16 protein-coding genes are annotated in these 18,024 nt (G+C 75.2%); 4 read left to right on the forward strand and 12 right to left on the reverse strand.

What is annotated here, in order from left to right; genetic code table 11:
* Positions 1-19 precede the first annotated feature (19 nt).
* A complete protein-coding gene (locus GQS52_RS00640) occupies positions 20-433 on the reverse strand; it encodes a YchJ family protein (RefSeq protein ID WP_182311158.1) in 414 nt (137 codons plus the stop codon).
* 193 nt (positions 434-626) lie between these two features.
* Here GQS52_RS00640 and GQS52_RS00645 point away from each other — a divergent pair, with 193 nt between their 5' ends.
* On the forward strand, positions 627-1,985 hold the full coding sequence (locus GQS52_RS00645) for a GAF domain-containing SpoIIE family protein phosphatase (RefSeq protein ID WP_182311159.1): 1,359 nt from the start codon (positions 627-629) through the stop codon (positions 1,983-1,985).
* A gap of 21 nt (positions 1,986-2,006) precedes the next feature.
* On the opposite strand, the gene GQS52_RS00650 is transcribed toward GQS52_RS00645, so the two are convergent.
* Positions 2,007-4,328, reverse strand: a complete 2,322-nt coding sequence (locus tag GQS52_RS00650) for a SpoIIE family protein phosphatase (protein WP_182311160.1) — start codon at positions 4,326-4,328, stop codon at positions 2,007-2,009.
* Complete coding sequence (locus tag GQS52_RS00655; protein ID WP_182311161.1) at positions 4,325-8,359, reverse strand: HAMP domain-containing protein; 4,035 nt, start codon at positions 8,357-8,359, stop codon at positions 4,325-4,327. Before GQS52_RS00655 ends, GQS52_RS00650 begins: the two co-directional genes overlap by 4 nt.
* A 348-nt stretch (positions 8,360-8,707) precedes the next feature.
* On the opposite strand from GQS52_RS00655, the gene GQS52_RS00660 reads away from it, so the two are divergent.
* Positions 8,708-9,373, forward strand: coding sequence for a hypothetical protein (locus GQS52_RS00660; protein ID WP_182311162.1), 666 nt, complete (start codon positions 8,708-8,710; stop codon positions 9,371-9,373).
* A 193-nt stretch (positions 9,374-9,566) separates the two neighbouring features.
* Here GQS52_RS00660 and GQS52_RS00665 read toward each other — a convergent pair whose 3' ends face one another.
* On the reverse strand, positions 9,567-9,722 hold the full coding sequence (locus tag GQS52_RS00665; protein WP_182311163.1) for a DUF6131 family protein: 156 nt from the start codon (positions 9,720-9,722) through the stop codon (positions 9,567-9,569).
* 210 nt (positions 9,723-9,932) lie between these two features.
* On the opposite strand from GQS52_RS00665, the gene GQS52_RS00670 reads away from it, so the two are divergent.
* Positions 9,933-10,619, forward strand: coding sequence for a hypothetical protein (locus tag GQS52_RS00670; RefSeq protein WP_259370488.1), 687 nt, complete (start codon positions 9,933-9,935; stop codon positions 10,617-10,619).
* A gap of 66 nt (positions 10,620-10,685) precedes the next feature.
* Here GQS52_RS00670 and GQS52_RS00675 read toward each other — a convergent pair whose 3' ends face one another.
* The 6 genes from GQS52_RS00675 to GQS52_RS00695 form a co-directional block, all read right to left on the reverse strand.
* Complete coding sequence (locus GQS52_RS00675; RefSeq protein ID WP_182311164.1) at positions 10,686-11,222, reverse strand: hypothetical protein; 537 nt, start codon at positions 11,220-11,222, stop codon at positions 10,686-10,688.
* Positions 11,223-11,252: 30 nt separating this feature from the next.
* Complete coding sequence (locus GQS52_RS00680; RefSeq protein WP_182311165.1) at positions 11,253-11,939, reverse strand: hypothetical protein; 687 nt, start codon at positions 11,937-11,939, stop codon at positions 11,253-11,255.
* A gap of 309 nt (positions 11,940-12,248) precedes the next feature.
* On the reverse strand, positions 12,249-12,377 hold the full coding sequence (locus GQS52_RS27180; protein ID WP_259370489.1) for a hypothetical protein: 129 nt from the start codon (positions 12,375-12,377) through the stop codon (positions 12,249-12,251).
* A 36-nt stretch (positions 12,378-12,413) separates the two neighbouring features.
* Positions 12,414-12,998, reverse strand: a complete 585-nt coding sequence (locus GQS52_RS00685; RefSeq protein ID WP_182311166.1) for a metallophosphoesterase — start codon at positions 12,996-12,998, stop codon at positions 12,414-12,416.
* A 107-nt stretch (positions 12,999-13,105) separates the two neighbouring features.
* On the reverse strand, positions 13,106-13,807 hold the full coding sequence (locus tag GQS52_RS00690) for a L,D-transpeptidase (protein ID WP_182311167.1): 702 nt from the start codon (positions 13,805-13,807) through the stop codon (positions 13,106-13,108).
* Between the two features lie 339 nt (positions 13,808-14,146).
* A complete protein-coding gene (locus GQS52_RS00695) occupies positions 14,147-14,569 on the reverse strand; it encodes an Hsp20/alpha crystallin family protein (protein ID WP_182316131.1) in 423 nt (140 codons plus the stop codon).
* Between the two features lie 266 nt (positions 14,570-14,835).
* On the opposite strand from GQS52_RS00695, the gene gdhA reads away from it, so the two are divergent.
* The gene (gdhA, locus tag GQS52_RS00700) at positions 14,836-16,206 is read left to right on the forward strand and encodes an NADP-specific glutamate dehydrogenase (RefSeq protein WP_182311168.1); all 1,371 of its coding nucleotides are present in this window, start codon (positions 14,836-14,838) and stop codon (positions 16,204-16,206) included.
* 61 nt (positions 16,207-16,267) lie between these two features.
* Here gdhA and GQS52_RS00705 read toward each other — a convergent pair whose 3' ends face one another.
* Together GQS52_RS00705 and GQS52_RS00710 are read right to left on the reverse strand one after the other, a co-directional pair.
* A complete protein-coding gene (locus GQS52_RS00705) occupies positions 16,268-17,215 on the reverse strand; it encodes a peptidoglycan recognition protein (protein ID WP_259370490.1) in 948 nt (315 codons plus the stop codon).
* The gene (locus GQS52_RS00710; RefSeq protein WP_182311169.1) at positions 17,212-17,955 is read right to left on the reverse strand and encodes a hypothetical protein; all 744 of its coding nucleotides are present in this window, start codon (positions 17,953-17,955) and stop codon (positions 17,212-17,214) included. The genes GQS52_RS00705 and GQS52_RS00710 overlap by 4 nt, the downstream gene beginning before the upstream one ends.
* Positions 17,956-18,024 lie beyond the last annotated feature (69 nt).

Below are 18,024 nucleotides of genomic sequence, written 5' to 3' on the forward strand. Positions count from 1 at the left end.
TACGGGCCCCGGGCGGGCGTCAGTCCAGGGCGTCCAGGTACGTCCACAGGCCTTCCACGCGCACGAAGCGGCTGTTCTCGTGGAGCGAGAAGGCGCGGCCGCCCTCGGTGAAGCGGGCCCGGAACTCCACCGTGCCCTCGGTGTGGAACGGGCCGCCGCCGGTGCCGCCGAGGATCTCCAGGCCGGTCCAGCGCTGCCGCGGGTCGAGTTCGAGGGAGGCCGGGCGCGTGGAGGGGTGCCAGGTCCGCAGCAGGTATTCGGCGTCCCCCGCCGCGAAGGCGCTGTAGCGGGAGCGCATGAGCCGCTCCGCCGTGGGGGCCGCCTCCCGGCTCCGGTGGAGGGCGCCGCAGCAGTCGGCGTAGGACCCGCCGGATTCGCAGGGGCAGGGGCGTTCCGGGGCGGACGCCCGGGGGCGTGCGTTCTTCTTGGGCATCCCCCGATTGTCGCCTCCCCGCGGGCGCGGGCCTCCCCCGGGGCACGGGGGGAGGTCAGGGCGTGCAGGGCGCGTCGCTCCGGGCGCGCCCCCGGGTGATCACCTCTCCTATCCTGGACGGAAGGCCTGGTGATGCGGTGCGGTGCGGTGCGCGCGGCCGACGACGGGCATGCTGCGCGGAAGGGCGGAACCGATGGACCGGGACGAAGGACCGGCACAGCCGGCGGTGCCGCCGCCGGCCGCCTCCCACAGGCCCCTGTCGGCACTGCCCCCCGACGCCGACCCGGGGCGCCTCGGCGAACAGCTCGAGGCCCTGACCCGCGCCCAGGAGAGGCTGCGGGGCCTGCTGGAGGCGGTGCTGGCGATCAGCAGGGAGCTGGAGCTGCCCGTGGTGCTGCGTCGGATCGTGTCCACCGCGATGGAGCTGATCGGCGCCCGCTACGGCGCCATGGGCGTGCTGGACGAGAACGGCGAGGGGCTGTCGGAGTTCATCCCCCTGGGCCTGGAGGAGCAGGAGTACGCCGACCTGGCCGGGTCGGAGTTCCCGCACGGCCGCGGGCTGCTGGGGCACCTGATCCACCACCCCGAGCCGCTGCGGGTCGACGACATCCCCGGGCACCCGGAGTCCGCCGGCTTCCCGCCCGGCCACCCTCCGATGCGCACCCTGCTCGGGGTCGCCGTCCAGGTGCGCGACCGGGTCTACGGGAACCTCTACCTGTCGGACCGGCGCGACGGCCTGCCCTTCGACGCGCAGGACGAGGCCGTCCTGGTCGCCCTGGCCGGTGCCGCCGGGGTGGCGATCGAGAACGCCCGCCTCTACCAGCAGGTCCGGGCCGGCGCCGAGCAGTTCCAGCGGCTGCTGCTGCCCCGGCTGCCCGACCTGCGCCCGTTCGAGGCCGCCGCGGTCTACCGGCCCGCCACCGCCCCCGGCCACCTGGGCGGCGACTGGTACGACGCGCTGCTGCTGCCCGACGGCGCGTGCGGCGCCGTCATCGGCGACGTCGTCGGCCACGACATCAAGGCCGCGGCCGCCATGGCCCAGACCCGCAACATGCTGCGCGCCCTGCTCTACGACCGGCACACCCCGCCCAGCTCGGTCCTCGCCCAGCTGGACCACACCCTCCACGCGATCACCGAGAACCCCGTGACCACGGCCTGCCTGGCCCGCATCGAGCCCGCCGGCGGCGCCTGGACGCTGCACTGGAGCAGTGCCGGCCACCCGCCGCCGCTGCTGGTCGCCCCCGACGGGCGCACCGAGTACCTGCACGCCGACCCCGGTCTGCCGCTGGGCGTGGACACCGCCCTGCCGCGCCCGGACCACACCCGTCCGCTGGAGGCGGGCACCACCGTCGTGATGTTCACCGACGGGCTGGTCGAGCACCCCGGCCACTCCATCGACGCGGGTCTGGACGCCCTCGCCGCCGTCGCCGCCGCCCACGCCGGCCTGCCCCTGGACCGCCTGTGCGAGCTCCTGGCCGACCGGCACCCCAGCGACGGCCACGACGACATGGCCGTGCTGGCCCTGCGCACCCCCTCGGGCCCGCACGCCTGAGCCCTCCCCCGGGCGGCGGCGTCAGTCCAGCTGGATGCCGATCAGGCAGGTGTCGTCGTCGGTGTCGGAGCGGCTGTGGGTCAGCAGGCGGTCCAGCTGCTCCTCCAGGTCCGGGACCGGGGCGCCCGCCGCGGCGAGCAGCTGCTCCAGGGAGCGCTCCACGGAGCGGTCGCGCCGCTCCACCAGGCCGTCGGTGTACATCAGCAGGCGGTCCCCCGACTTCAGGGTGAGCTGCTCCTCCTCGTACTCGGCGTCGGGGACGGCGCCCAGCAGGATGCCGCCAGGCAGGGGCAGCGCCCCGGTGGAGCCGCCCCTGACCAGGACGGGGGGCGGGTGCCCGGCCCGGGCCCAGCGCAGGACGCCCGTCTGCGGGGTGTACAGGCCGCAGATGGCGGTGGCCGTGACCCGCTCGGTCAGGTGGTGGGCGACGGTGTTGAGCCAGCTCAGCAGCTGCGCGGGGCCGGCGCCGGTGGCGGCCAGGCCGCGCAGCGCGTTGCGCAGGACGACCATGCCGGTGGCCGCGTCGATGCCGTGGCCGGCCACGTCGCCGACGGTGAGCAGCACCTGGCTGCTGGGCAGGACCACGGCGTCGTACCAGTCGCCGCCCACCAGGTGGTCCTTCTCGGCCGGCCGGTAGCGCACGGCCACGTGCAGGCCGGACGCGTGGACCGGGGCCGGGGCGGGCGGCATGATCGCCTGCTGGAGCTGCAGGGCCAGCCGGTTGCGCTCGGCCGCGCGCTGCTCGGTGTCGGCGAGCCGGTCGCGGGTGGCGGCCAGGGCGACCTCGGTCCAGTGCTGGGAGGAGACGTCCTGGTAGGCGCCGCGGACGGCGAGCAGGCGGTCGGCCGGGTCCATGACCGGTTCGGCGACGACCCGGATGTGCCGCACGACGCCGTCCGCGCGCTGCAGCCGGAAGGCGGTCGAGGCGGGCCGGTGGTGGTGCAGCAGGGTCCGTACGAACCGGTTGATGGCCACCGAGTCGTCGGGGTGGGCGTGGTGGTGCAGCCGGGCCAGGGGGACCGGGGAGGCGGTCGGCGGCAGGCCGTGGAGGGCGTACAGCTGGCTGTTCCAGATGATCTCCCCGGTGACGGTGTTCTCCTCGAAGCCGCCGATGCGCCCCAGGCGCTGGGCGTGCTGCAGGAGGGTCGCCAGCCGGGTGGCCTCGTCCTCGGTGCGCATGCTGAGCAGCACCGAGTCGCCGTAGCGCCCGATGCCCACCGCGGCGACCGCGGTGATGGTGACCTGGTCGACCAGGGCGGTCAGGGTCATCCGTTCGGCCCGGAACGGCTCGCCGGTGGCGTGCACGCGCAGCACGTGCTCGTGGAGCCCGCCGTTGCGCGCCGCCAGGGGGTACGCCTCCAGCAGGCGCATGCCGGTGACCGCGGCGCGGCTGCGGCCGGCCAGGTCGGTGAAGTGCTCGTTGGTGTAGGCGATGCGGAAGTCGGTGACGTGTCCGCGGTCGTCGAGCACCGGCCGCAGGACCAGGGCGGGGTCGAGGAGGCCGTCGGCGAGGTCGACCAGGGGGCTCTCCGCGTTTCCCGGGACGGCCCCCTCGCCCGTCTCGGGGACGCTGCCCGGCAGCGTGTGGGCGCACAGTTCGGCCAGCGCGTCGAGCTGGCGCTCGACGACGGCGCTCAGCGGCGGCTGCGCGTAGGGCCAGCACACCTCCAGCACCCCCAGCACGCGCCCGGCGACGCGTGCCGGCAGCACGGCGCGGGCTCCGCCGGTGTCGCGGCCGCACCCGATGCCGAGGGCGCCGGCCGGCAGCTCCCCGTGCCAGTGCGGGCGGCGTTCGGCCAGGGCCCGCTGGGCCAGGGTGCCGACGCCGGGCGGGACGTAGCGCCACCGGTCCGCCTCGGCGGGCGGGAACCCGGCGTGGCCGGCCAGGGTCAGCGCGCCCCCGCGGTCCACGGCCCACACCGCCAGCGCGGTGGCGCCCAGCGGCGCGAGCGCCTGCTCCAGCAGGGACTCGGCCGCGGCCTGCGGGTCGCCGTCGAGCGAGCCGGCCTCGGCCGCCCGCATCCGCAGGGCGGCCGCGGGCGTGTGCGGGCCCTCGTCGGCGCGGAACCTCCTGGCCGGCAGGGCGTCGGTGACCGAGTCGTGGGCTGCGGCGTCGACGATGTCGGCGGCCAGCTCCAGCAGGGGCACCCGGGCGTCGGCCGCCAGCTGCTCCAGGTGCCGCGCGGCCTCGGTCGGGCCGCCGTGGCCGCGCTCGACCAGGATGCCGGTGGCGATGCCCACCAGGGTCCTGGCATCCGCGGAGTCCTGGGCCAGCGCCACGTCGTGGCGCAGCTGCTCGACGGTCGCGGCGAGCGCCTCGACGCCCCTCTCGTCCCCGCTCACCGGTTGAGCCAACGGCGCATGCAGGCCACGAGGGCGTCGGCGTCGACCGGCTTGGTGATGTAGTCGCTGGCGCCCGCCGCCAGGGCCTTCTCCCGGTCCCCCTCCATCGCCTTGGCGGTCACGGCGATGATCGGCAGGTGGGCGTGCTCCGGCATGGCCCGGATCGCGGCGGTCGCCGCGTAGCCGTCCATCTCCGGCATCATCACGTCCATCAGGATCAGCTCGACGCCGCCCTCGCGGGAGAGCGTCTCGATGCCCTTGCGGCCGTTGTCGGCGTGCAGCACCTGCATGCCGTGCAGTTCGAGGATGCCGGTGAGGGCGAACACGTTGCGGGCGTCGTCGTCGACCACCAGGACCCTCCGCCCGGCCAGGTCGCCGGACGGCTCCTCCTCGGCGGGGTACCCCTGGTGCGCGGGCGGCACCAGCAGTTCCGGCCGCGCCAGCGGCACGACGTCGCCGGGGGTCTCGGCCGCCAGGTGCAGGGCGATGCGCTCGCGCAGCTCGTCCAGGCTGGGCAGCAGCTCCAGCGGTCCCGCGTGGAGGCGTTCGCGCAGGCCGCGTTCCTGGGCGGGTTCCAGCCTCCTGCTCTGGTGGGCCAGGACGGGCACCTGGCGCAGCGCCGGGTCGCCGGGCAGCGCCTCCAGGAAGCGCAGGGCGGCGTCGTCGGGCATGTCGAGCTGGAGGACGACGCAGTGGCACGGCTCGGACGCCAGCGCGGCGGCCGCCTCCTCCGGGCCCACGACGGTGCGCACGTGGACCGGGCCGCGCGGGTCGGCGCCGCCGGGGTTGTCGGTCAGGTCGGCCACGGCGCTCTCGGCGACCAGCGACAGCAGGCCGCGCGGCCGGTCCTCGATCACCAGCAGGCGGCGCTGCGCCGGAGGGGGCACGGGCACCGGGGCCACCGCGTGCCCGGGGGCCTCGTCCCCGTCCGCGGCCGGGGAGGGCTCGCCGGGGGCCTCGAACCGGGCGACGGGCAGGTAGAGGGTGAAGGTGCTGCCCTCGCCGGGAGCGCTGGCCGCGTCGATGGCGCCGCCGAGCAGGTGGGCGATCTCCCGGCTGATGGACAGGCCCAGCCCGGTGCCGCCGTACTTGCGGCTGGTGGTCCCGTCCGCCTGCTGGAACGCCCCGAAGATCGCCTCCAGCTGCTGCTCGGCGATGCCGATGCCGGTGTCCTGGACGCGGAAGGCCAGGGCCGGGCCCTGCCCGCGCGCGCCGGGCGGCAGTTCGGCCTCGGCGGCGGGCGCGATCCGCAGCTCCACCGCGCCGGCCTCGGTGAACTTGACCGCGTTGGAGAGCAGGTTGCGCAGCACCTGGCGCAGCCGGGAGTCGTCGGTGACCAGTTCGGCCGGGACCCCGGGGGCGACGCTGATGCGGAAGTCCAGGCCCTTCTCGGCGGTCATCGGCCGGAAGGTCGCCTCGACGTAGTCCAGCAGGCGGCGCAGGGGCAGCCGCTCGGGGCTGACGTCCATCTTGCCGGCCTCGACCTTCGACAGGTCGAGGATGTCGTTGATCAGCTGCAGCAGGTCGGAGCCGGCGGAGTGGATGACCCCGGCGTACTCGACCTGCTTGGGCGTCAGGTTGCGGGTGGGGTTCTGGGCCAGCAGCTGGGCCAGGATCAGGAGGCTGTTGAGCGGGGTGCGCAGCTCGTGGCTCATGTTGGCCAGGAACTCCGACTTGTACTTGGAGGCGAGCGAGAGCTGCTGGGCGCGCTCCTCCAGCTCCTGGCGGGCCTGCTCGATCTCGAGGTTCTTGGTCTCGATGTCGCGGTTCTGCGACACCAGCAGGGCGGCCTTCTCCTCCAGTTCGGCGTTGGACCTCTGCAGTTCCTCCTGGCGGGCCTGCAGCTCCTCGGAGCGGACCTGCAGTTCGGAGGTCAGGCGCTGGGACTCGCCGAGCAGTTCCTCGGTGCGGGCGTTGGCCACGATCGTGTTGACGTTGACCCCGAGGGTCTCCATCAGCTGCTCGAGGAAGTCGCGGTGGACGTGGGTGAAGGAGGTGACGGAGGCGAGCTCGATGACGCCGAGCACCTGCTCCTCGGCGAGGATGGGCAGCACGACCAGGCCGGCCGGGTCCGCCGAGCCCAGGCCGGAGGAGACGGTGGCGTAGCCGGCCGGCAGGTCCTCGACCGCGATGGTGCGGCGGCTGCGGGCGGCCTGGCCCACCAGGGACTGGCCGAACCGGAAGCTCACCGGGCGTGCGGGGTCGGCGGGGCCGTCCGCGCGCCCGTAGGAGGCGATCAGGTCCAGCCGGGGGCCGTCGGGGCCCTCCTCGGCGAGGTAGAAGCCGCCGTACTGCGCGCCCACCATGGGGGTGAGCTCGTCCATGACGAGCTCGGCGACGACGGCGAGGTCGCGGCGGCCCTGCATCAGCCGGGAGATGTGCGCCAGGTTGGTCTTGAGCCAGTCCTGCTCCTGGTTGGCGCGGGTGGTCTCGCGCAGGGACTCCACCATGGAGTTGATGTTGTCCTTGAGGTCGGCGACCTCGCCGGACGCCTCCACGCTGATGGAGCGGGTCAGGTCGCCCTCGGCGACGGCGCTGGTGACCTCGGCGATGGCGCGGACCTGGCGGGTGAGGTTGCCGGCCAGTCCGTTGACGTTCTCGGTCAGGCGCTTCCACATGCCCGAGACGCCTTCGACCTCGGCCTGGCCGCCCAGGCGTCCCTCGGTGCCGACCTCGCGGGCGACGCGGGTGACCTCGTCGGCGAACGCGGAGAGCTGGTCGACCATCGTGTTGATGGTGGTCTTCAGCTCCAGGATCTCCCCGCGCGCGTCGACGTCGATCTTGCGCGTCAGGTCTCCCTGGGCCACCGCGGTGGTGACCTGGGCGATGTTGCGCACCTGGTTGGTCAGGTTCGTCGCCATCGAGTTGACGTTGTCGGTCAGGTCCTTCCAGGTGCCGGCCACGTTGGGCACCCGTGCCTGGCCGCCGAGCATGCCCTCGGTGCCGACCTCGCGCGCCACCCGGGTGACCTCGTCGGCGAAGGCGGAGAGGGTGTCGACCATGGTGTTGATCACGCCGGCGAGGGCCGCCACCTCGCCCTTCGCCTCGACCGTGATCTTCTGCGACAGGTCGCCGCGCGCCACCGCGGTGGCGACCTGGGCGATGGAGCGCACCTGGCCCGTGAGGTTGGAGGCCATCACGTTGACGTTGTCGGTGAGGTCCTTCCAGGTGCCCGACACCCCGCGGACGGTGGCCTGCCCGCCGAGGTTGCCCTCGGTGCCGACCTCGCGGGCGACGCGGGTGACCTCGTCGGCGAACGCGGAGAGCTGGTCGACCATCGTGTTGATGGTGGTCTTCAGCTCCAGGATCTCCCCGCGCGCGTCGACGTCGATCTTGCGCGTCAGGTCTCCCTGGGCCACCGCGGTGGCGACCTGGGCGATCGAGCGGACCTGGGCGGTCAGGTTGCCCGCCATGAAGTTCACCGAGTCGGTGAGGTCGCGCCAGGTGCCGCCCACCCCGGGGACCTTGGCCTGGCCGCCCAGGCGCCCCTCGGTGCCGACCTCGCGGGCCACCCGGGTCACCTCGTCGGCGAACGCGGAGAGCTCGTCGACCATCGTGTTGATGGTGTTCTTGAGCTCGTGGATCTCGCCGCGGGCGTCCACCGTGATCTTCTGCGACAGGTCGCCGCGCGCCACCGCGGTGGTGACCTGGGCGATGTTGCGCACCTGGGTCGTCAGGTTGCCCGCCATGGCGTTGACCGAGTCGGTGAGGTCCTTCCAGGTGCCGTCGACGCCGGGCACCTCGGCCTGGCCGCCCAGGCGTCCGTCGGTGCCGACCTCGCGGGCCACCCGGGTCACCTCGGAGGTGAACAGCGACAGCTGGTCCACCATGCCGTTGAAGACCGTGGCGATCTCGCCGAGCAGGCCGTCCCGGTCGGCGGGCAGCCGGGTGCCGAAGTCGCCGTCGCGCACGGCCGTGAGGCCGGCGAGCAGCTGTCTGAGCTCCCGCTCCGCCACCTGGTCGGTCTCCGCCGGTACCACGTCGTGCGTGGCCGTCGACCCGCCCGTTCCCGCGCCTGCCGCCTTGGTCATTACCGCCCTCTTGTCCTGGTGACCGGTTCTCGAGCGGCCGGACGGAGGGCCGGCCCGCAGGCCCCGCCCCGTCCGCGCAGGCGGGTGCCTCCGGGCATTCTTGCACGTTTGCCACTTGACAATGATTGACCAGCAAGCTTCTTCACTGACAGGACTTGTCGGCACCTGACCTTTTTGCCCTGTTCAGAGAGCCGGGGGCCGGCTCCCCTGCCGGACGGGGCATCGACCGTACCCCACCGCCAGTGACGATGATCACGGGCGGGCGCCGGGAACCGAACACCGGTCGCCCGCGTCACGCCCCTCGTGGCCGCAGGGGAGCGGCCCGCTCGACCGGGGGGAGACCCGTCCATGTTCCGTACACGTGCCGCCACTGCGTGCCGCACGCTCGCCGTCGCCGCGCTGACCGCGGCAGTACTGGCCGGATGCCGGTCCGGGGACGACGCGGCGCCGACGCCGGACGGCCCGGCGACGCCCGCCACGGCTCCGGCGGCGCCCTCCGCGGCGGCGTCCTCGGCGCCGACGGCCCCGGCCGCCACCGCCGCCCCGGCGGGCGGGCGGAGGCTGGTCGACGCCGCCGAGGCGGGGGGCCTGAAGAAGCTGACCGGCCCGGGGGCCCTGTCCGACGTACCGGTCGACCCGGGCGAAATGACCGACGGCATGAACCTCGTGGCGGGCAACTTCGCCGCCCCCGGCTCCGGGGACGGCGAACCGGTGCTCTTCGAGGGCGTCGACAACGTCCCCGAGGACACCGTCAAGCGGCGCGAACACCTGTTCCGAGGGATGCTCGACCACGTCCGGTGGGACTTCGAGCTGGGCGTGCCCGAGGCGGAGCCCGTGGACGCCGGCCCGCTGGGCGGCTCGGTGGAGTGCCTGCTCGCCTCGCTCGCCGAGGACGGCAACGTCGTCTGCGGATGGGCGGACGAGGGCACCGCGGCCGTGGCCCTGTTCCCGGACAGTACGACGGCGGAGGCCGCCGAGCGGTTCGTGGCCATGCGCGCAGACCTCGAGCGCTGAGCGGGCCCCGAGCGCTGAGCGGGCCCCGAGCACCGGGAAACCTGGAGCGCCGGGGGGCGCCGGGCCGCCGGGGGGGGGCCGGCCGCGGCGGGGACGCCGGGCCGACGAGGGCCCGGCGCCTCGTCCGTCCCCCGCCGGGGCGGCGCCGCGAGGGGGTGCGGACGGCTCCCGGAGGTCCGCCGCCGTCCCTGCGTCAGTAGTAGTGGCGGCGCCCTCCGACCGCGTGGCCCATGGCCCCGAGGATCCACAGGACCGCGCCGATGACGATCAGGATGATCCCGATGGTCGTCAGGATGCTGATGCCGGCGACGAGTCCGATGACGAGCAGGACGACTCCGAGGATGATCATGACGCCCTCCGATTTCGGGCCGTTCCCCCTTTACTCACTGTGGTCCCCGACCACCGGACCCCGCAAGCGGAGGCCGCGCCCCGCCCCGGGCCGGCCCGGGAGTCCTCCCCCGCCCGGGGCGCGGGGAACTGCTGGACAATCACCCGGGGACGACGGAACCGGCGGAACGGGCGGCGGCCGCCGGGCGGAGCCGGGAGGAAGGCGGACGCGATGACCGACGGGACGGAGCTCTCCCCCGCGCAGCGGCGGGCCGTGCTGGACTCGGACCCGCACACCGGCGAGGTGCGGGCGGCACCGGCCACCCTGGCGGCGCTGGCCGGGAAGGGGCTGGCCGTCGCGCACGGACGCCTGGGGGCGCACTACCTGAACCGGCTCGGCCTGCACGTGCGGGCCGAACTGCGCGACGGGACGCCCTCCGCGGCAACGGCCCACGAGGCCCCCGGCGGCGGCTCGTTCACCGCGGACACCGGAGACGGTCCCCCCGCGGGGGACCCGGAGGCGCGGGCCCGCGAGGTCGCCCGGGCGTGGGCGGGGCTGCTGGAGATCCGCAGGGTGGGCAACGCCGGCCGCCCGGAACCGCTGCGGGCGCCCGCCGCGTGGGAGCGTCACCGGCCGCTCCACGCCGTGGCACTGGCCCTCGAGGCCGCGGGCCTCCCCGCCTCCGCGGTCGGCGCCGCCGGACGGCGGGTCCGCGGCGGTTACCGGGTCGTCCCCGCCGACCGGCCGGAGGACGTGCGCGTGGAGTGGAGGCGGGCCGCGGGCCCGGGGCCGCAGCCGGACGCCGGGGAGCGGTTGGACTCCTGCGCACGCGTGCTCGCCGACCACGGCTGGGAGGCCGTCCGGTACCGGGGCTCCGGGGGTGTCCGGTACCTGCTGGTCTCCCCCGCGGCCCGGTGAGCCGGGGTGCGGGACGCGGCCGGGCCGCACGGCGCCCCGCGGACCGGGCGGCGCCGTGCGGCGGACTCACACCCGGGCGAGCGCGGTGAGCAGGTCGCGGTACTGCTGCAGGACGAGGCGCAGGTGCTCGGTGTCGGCGGCGCCCTCCCGGCCCTGCCATCCGTCGCTCAGGGCCCGGCGCCGTTCCTCCAGGGCCTCGGCGAGGCGGGCGGAGACCTCCCCGAGCAGGGCGTCGGCCTCCTCGACCGCGTGCTGCGGGGAGTCCACGAACCCGCCCTTGACCTGACGGAGTCTCGACTCCGCCTGTTCGAGCACGTCGTGGGGCAGGAGCCGGTCCGCTTCCGCGGTCTCCCCCGCGCTGCCGGACTGCCCGCCGGACGGCGCGGGGTCGTCCGGGTGGGCGGTACGGGCCGGCCGGGCACGCCCCTGCTCCCGGGACCGGCCGGGCCCCGGGTCCGGCACCGCTTCCCGGTCCCGGTCCCGGCCGGGGAGGTGCTCCGGGGAGGCGCTGCCCGTGGAGAGGCGGTCCGCGGAGAGGCGGTCCGCGGAGGGGCGGTCCGCGGAGGTGCGGTCCGTGCCCGTGGTGGAGGTGTGCTCGGTCATGGGGCTCCTCGGTCGGTGCCGGCGGGTCGGTCAGGCGTGGCGGTGGCTGCTGCCGGGGCGGAGGAGGCCGCCTGCGCGGTCGCGGCCGTCGTCGTCCCTGCCGCCGGGGGTCCTCCTTCCGGCGGCCTCGGTGCGCGCGCCGCGCCGGGAGGGGCCGGCGTGGTGGGCGGTGTCCGCGGGGACGGCCTCGACCAGCTCCTCGAACAGCTCGCGGACCCGCACCACGGCGGTGCGCAGTTCCTCGGTGGAGGCGCGGCCGTCCCGCGCCCGGTGGGCGACGGCCTGCGCGTCGCGGTAGCTCTGCACGGTCCGCGCGTGGCGCACGGACAGGGCGGCCATCTGCTCGTCGTGCTCCTCGACCGGGTAGCCGCGGTCGCGCATGAGGCTGCCCAGCAGGCGGTCCGCCCGGACCAGCGTCTCGGCCGGGGCGTCGACGAAGCGCTCCTGCAGGCCGGCCCACCGGGCGACGTACTGCTCGCGGGCCTCGGCGCTCAGCGGCTGCGGCTCCAGGTTCCCGTAGCGGCGCAGCCGGCCCTCCAGTTCCTTCTCCGCCGCCTTGCTGTTCCCCTCGTGCCGGGCGACGACCCGGTCGTACTCGGGGCCGAACCGCCTTCTGAGGCGGCCGGACCGCATCGCGGGCCGGGCCGCCACGAGGGCGAGGGCCGCGACGACGACCGCGGCCGCGACGACGAGGACGATGACCGTACCTGTGGACATGGAGAACCTTCCTGTGCACCGACTGTCCGTGCGCAGGGCGCGCCCGACCACGCACGCAGCCGAGGGCTGTGTGTTCCTGACGACGGTTTGACTGCTGTGCTCTGCCGGCCGGCTGGTTCATCGACTTGCCGTCATCCGCGTCCTCAAACGCGCCCGGGTCCGGGGAGGGGACTCCCCGGACCCGGTGGTGCGCGGCCGTGCGCGGTCCGGCCCGCGCGGACTACTCGCACTGCTCGCACTGCTCGTGCTGCTCGTGCTGCTCGTGCTGCTCAGGAAGGACCGGCCGGGTGGGGCCCGGCCGGAAGGGTGTCACTCGTCGTCCTCGTCCCTTTCCCCCTCCGCCTGGGAGGGTGTGGTCCGGGGGCTCTGGGAGGACTGCTCCTGCTCGGTCTCCTCCTCGCGCTCGCCCTCCGCCTGGGAGGGCGTCTGCTCGCTCATGGGGCCTCCTCGTGGGTCCGGGTCCCCCTTCTCACGTCAGCTCTGCTGCTCGCCGCCCGGCGGATCAAACGGTGCGCCCGCGGCGCGGTGCGACGGCCCCCGGCGGCGGGGGGCCGGCCGGCGGCGGGGCGGCAGCCGGTGCAGTTCGACCCCGGTGAGTTCGCCGTCCCGCACCTCCGCCGTCATGCAGGTGCAGTGCGGCTGGCGCCGGCGGTCGGTGGGGGAACCGGGGTTGAGCAGGCGCAGCCCTCCCGGGGCGGTGGTGTCCCAGGGGATGTGGCTGTGGCCGAAGACCAGGACGTCCAGGTCGGGGAACCGCTCGGCGCAGCGGCGTTCCCGGCCCGCGGCGGGGCCGGTCTCGTGGACGACGCCCAGGCGCACTCCGTCCAGTTCGGCGCGGGCCGTCTCCGGCAGCCGGGCCCGCAGGTCGGGGCCGTCGTTGTTCCCGTGGACCCCGATGAGGCGCCGCGCCCGTGCCTCCAGCAGGTCGAGGGTGGCGGTGTCCACCCAGTCCCCCGCGTGGACGACCACGTCGGCGAGTTCCACCTCGTGGAGGAGTTCCGCGGGGAGCTCCTTCGCGCGCTCGGGCAGGTGGGTGTCGGAGGTCAGGAGCAGGCGCATCCGTCCACCGTATCGCCGGGGCACGCCCGTGGCCCGGCCGTCCGCGCCGGGCCACGGCCCCGGTCCCCGGCGGGTGCGGGGCCGGGGCCGTGGCCGGGCCGGGGCCGTCAGGTGCCGGGCTTGCGCCCGTACACGAAGACGTCGTCGCCGGTCCTGAGCAGCTCCCAGTACTTCTGGGAGTCGCCGGGCCGCATGTTGACGCAGCCGTGCGAGCCGGGCGGTGACCAGACGCTGCCGCTGATGGAGTGGAAGGCCTGCCCGCCGTCGAAGAACTGGCTGTTGGGCATCGGCACGTCGTAGATCGTCGACACGTGGTTCTTGTTGCGCCAGTAGATCTTCTTCAGGCCGCGGCGGGTCTCGTAGCCGTCCCGGCCGGTGCGCACCGGCACCGGTCCCATGACCAGCTTCTTGCCGTCCTGGATCCAGCTCAGCTGACGGGTCAGGTCGACGCAGGCGATCCGGCCCTTGTCGGTGGGGCAGTCCCCCGCCTTGTTCGGTGTGCTCCCTGCCGCCTTCTGGGCCTTCATGATGCTCATGACCCCCCAGGTGACGGGGCCGGCGTAGCCGATGTTCGGGCTTATGCCGTGCCGGGTCTGGAAGTCCCTGGTGGCCCTGCAGTCCGCGGCGGACTGCCTGCCGTCCACCGGGCGGCCGAGGAAGGCCTCCACCTGGCGCTGGTACGGCCCGGTGGAGGTGGTGCACGAGGCGGCCTGGGCCGACGGGGCCAGCGCCACCGTCAGCGGCAGGAGCGTGCCCGCCAGTCCCAGTGCCGCGCCCGCGCGCACCCGTGTCGTGGTTGTTGTCGTCATCGGTTCCGCCGTCTCCCCTCCGGGGGGCGCTCGGCCCCCCGCCGTGCGGGCACCGTGCCCGCGACACCACGGGGGACGAGGGACGAGCGGGCCCCGGTTGCGGGCCGGGGCGGAGAGGGTGCCGGCCCCGGCGGGAAGCCGGGGCCGGCGGCGGTCGGGCCGGCTGCGCCCGCCCGAACGGCAGGGCGTAGCCGGCGGGGAGCCGGGCGATCAGGCGGTCGAGGAGGTCGCGGTCGGTCGGGTCGGCCAGGTCCGCGACGACACCCAGGACGGAGCTGACGTCCCACCGGGCGGTGGCGGCGGTGGCCCCGGGCCGTGCGCCGGCCGCGCCGGCGGGGGTCAGCCGGTGATCTGCCGGGGCGCGCTGCCGCCGGCGATCCGGATCTTCCGGGGCTTGGCCTGCTCGGCCACCGGGATCCTCAGTGTCAGGACGCCGGCGTCGTAGGAGGCGTCGATGCGTTCGGCGTCGAGGGTGTCGCCGAGGAACAGCTGGCGGCTGAAGGTGCCGGAGGGCCGTTCGGAGGCGATCGTCTCCGCCCCCTCGGGGGCCGGGGAGCGCCGCTCCGCGCGGACGGTCAGCACGTTGCGCTCGACGTCGAGGTCGATCGTCTCCGGGTCGACCCCGGGGATGTCGAAGTGGACCACGAACTCCTCGCCCGACCGGTAGGCGTCCATGGGCATGGCCGCGGGCCGGGAGGCGGTGCCGAGCACCTGCTGGGCGAGGCGGTCGAACTCGCGGAACGGGTCGGTGCGCATGAGCATCACGGGTCATCTCCTTCCGTGGGGTACCGAGCTGCGATGCCCTACGGCTTTTTATATAGCGGGAGGACGGAAAATTGACAAGCCCCGACTCAGGTTAGGTGAGGGCTCTGTTCACCCGCCGCAGGCCGGGGGCCGGGCCGGGCGGCGCCTTCGCACGCCCGGCCGATTCGCGCGGGGGCTGCTAGCGTTCCGGAAGGGGGCATTGCACATCCCCGCCCGTGCCCGGCCCCCGACCCCCGACCCCCGACCGCTAGGAGCCCGATCCGATGACACCCCCGCACCAAACCGCCGACATCTCCGACCCGGCGCTGGGCCAGGTCTATCGCGAGGTCCTGCGGCGCAACCCCGGAGAGGCGGAGTTCCACCAGGCGGTGCGCGAGGTCCTGGAGTCCCTGGCCCCGGTGTTCACCAGGCGCCCGGAGTTCGTGGACGCGAGGATCCTCGAGCTGGTCTGCGAACCCGAGCGGCAGATAATGTTCCGGGTCCCCTGGACCGACGACCAGGGCCGCATCCACGTCAACCGCGGCTTCCGGGTGGAGTTCAACAGCGCCCTGGGCCCGTTCAAGGGCGGGCTGCGCTTCCACCCCTCGGTGAACCTGGGCATCATCAAGTTCCTCGGCTTCGAGCAGATCTTCAAGAACGCGCTCACCGGCCTGAACCTGGGCGGCGGCAAGGGCGGCAGCGACTTCGACCCCAAGGGCCGCTCCGACACCGAGATCATGCGCTTCTGCCAGTCGTTCATGACCGAGCTGCACCGCCACCTGGGCGAGTACACCGACGTCCCGGCCGGCGACATCGGCGTGGGCAGCCGGGAGATCGGCTACCTGTTCGGCCAGTACAAGCGGATCACCAACCGCTGGGAGGCCGGCGTCCTGACCGGCAAGGGGCTCGGCTGGGGCGGCTCGAAGGTGCGCACCGAGGCCACCGGGTACGGCACGGTGCTCTTCACCGACCAGATGCTCAAGGCCCGCGGCGAGGACTTCGACGGCCAGCAGGTCGTCGTCTCCGGGTCCGGCAACGTCGCGATCTACGCGGTCGAGAAGGCTCAGCAGCTGGGGGCGAACGTACTGACCGCCTCGGACTCCAGCGGCTACGTCCTGGACGACAAGGGCATCGACCTGGCACTGCTCAAGCAGGTCAAGGAGGTCGAGCGCGGCCGCGTCTCCGACTACGCGCAGCGCCGCGGCCCCTCCGCGCGCTTCGTCCCCGAGGGCCGGGTGTGGGACGTCCCGTGCGACGTGGCACTCCCCTGCGCGACCCAGAACGAGCTCGACGGCGCGGCGGCCGCGGTGCTGGTGCGCAACGGCGTCAAGGCCGTCGCGGAGGGCGCCAACATGCCGACCACCCCGGAGGGCGTGCGCGTCTTCCAGGAGGCGGGCGTCGCCTACGGCCCGGGCAAGGCGGCCAACGCCGGCGGAGTGGCCACCAGCGCGCTGGAGATGCAGCAGAACGCCGGACGCGACTCGTGGACGTTCGAGCACACCGAGCAGCGGCTGACCGAGATCATGCAGGACATCCACGCCTCCTGCTACGAGACCGCCGCCCGCTACGGCGCACCCGGCGACTACGTCTTGGGCGCCAACATCACCGGTTTCGAGCGGGTCGCCGAGGCGATGCTCGCCCAGGGCCTGGTGTAGGACCCGCTGCGGGCCCCGGTCCGGCCGGGGCTCCGACCCGGGATCCGGCCGCAGGCCCCGGTCACCGGCCCTGCAGCCGGGCGGCCTTCTGCCTGATCTCCGGCAGCCGCTCGGCCATCTCGGCCCCCGGGCAGTCGGTCGGGTCGCCGTCGCGGTGGCCGGAGACGGTGTCGAAGACCGCCCGGGCGCCCTTGCGGTACCGGCTCATGCTGTTCGTCGAGACGAGGGCGGCCCGGCCCCGGGGGTCGACGCCGGCCAGGCCCAGTTTCCAGGCCACCAGCCGGGCGATCGCGTCGGTGAGCGCGGCCGGCACCGGGGTGCCCTCGTGGAAGGTGCCGATCGCGGCGATGCCCGCGCTGCCCTTGTTGAAGCCCTGGGCGTGCGCGCCGACCACGGGCCGGTCGGTGCCCCCGGCCCGGCCCTCGTAGACGGTGCCGCACCGGTCGACCAGGAAGTTGTAGCCGATGTCGTCCCAGTCGCGGCCCGTGGCGTGGTCCCCGTACATCGCGCGCAGCAGCGAGGGGACCTCGGCGCAGTCGTAGTCGTTGGGGTTGTCGGTGTGGTGGACGAAGACCACCCGCACGGCGTGCGCGTACTCGCCGGGCTCGTGCCGCAGCCGCTCGTCCGCCCCCCACTGCTCGCGGGAGACGATCGGCGGACGCGGGGCGGAGTGGGGGCCGGAGGCAGGGCTCCACGCGCCGGGGCCGACCACGAACTCCGTCTGCTGCAGGGCGTACGGCGTGGAGGACGGCTCGTCCGGCCCGGCCTGCTCGGCCCCGGTGCGCGCCGGGGCCCGTCCGGCGTGCGACGGCTCGGAGGTGTTCCGCACGTTCCAGCCCGCGGCTGCCGCCAGGAGTGCGGCGAGGACGGCGGCCGCGGCCGGGACGGCGGCGCGCAGGGCGCCGGGGCCGCCGACCGCCGACCGGAGGCCGGCGCGGGGACGGGGGCGGGGACGGGAGCGCGCCGCCCCCGGGGGCGGCGCCGGGCCCCGCCGGGCGGGGCCGCTCACGGACGGCTGAGCAGTGCGGCGCGGCGCAGCGCGCGGTGGACCAGGGCCTCGTGCACGTGCGGCTGGTCGTTCCACACCCAGAACGGCCCGGACTGCCCCATGGCGGCCAGCGCACGGTCGATGTGCTCCCCCGCGCGCCGGGCGGTCTCGACGTCCCCGTAACCGAGGGAGTGCAGCAGGTGCTGTGCGCCCAGGATGCACCGGCGTCCGCCGGCGGTGCGGTCCCGGCGGCCGGTGGCCGCCCAGCCGGTGCGCCGCAGGACCCGTTCGGTGAGCAGCAGGTGCTGCTCGACTGTGACCGGGCGCCGGCGCCGGGTGCCGAGCCCGGAGTGGACCCAGTGGGGCAGGCAGGCCCGCATGCGGCCGGGCAGGTCCCCGTCCGGGACCGGGAGGGCGCCGGGGGGCGGGGAGGGGACGCCCGGGGCCGCGGGGAGGGCCCCGGGGGATGCGGGGGCCGCCGCGGCGAGGGCCTCGGCGACCAGGCTCGCGGTGTCCTTCGACACCAGCGGGTGGGCGGTGGCCGCGGGCCGTCGTGCACGGGCGGGCCCCTCCCGTCCGTCCCGGGGGGCCGGGTCGCGCGGGAGGGGATCCGCGGCAGGGCCGAGGAGGGCGGCGAGGTCCGCCTCGATCTCCGCCTCGATCTCCGCGCCGATGTCCGTGCCGGCGTACTCGCCGGTGGCGGCGTCGAGGAGAGCGGGGCGGTCGAGGAGGGCGGCGTGCTGGACGTCGGCTACGGGCACGGCGTCGGCTCCCGGTCGTTCGGAGGGCGTGGACCAGACGGCGCCGGCGCGGCCGACCACCGCCGGTGG

It is taken from the genome of Streptomyces sp. SCUT-3 (genome assembly GCF_014083985.1).
Classification (GTDB): Bacteria; Actinomycetota; Actinomycetes; order Streptomycetales; family Streptomycetaceae; genus Streptomyces_H; species Streptomyces_H thermolineatus.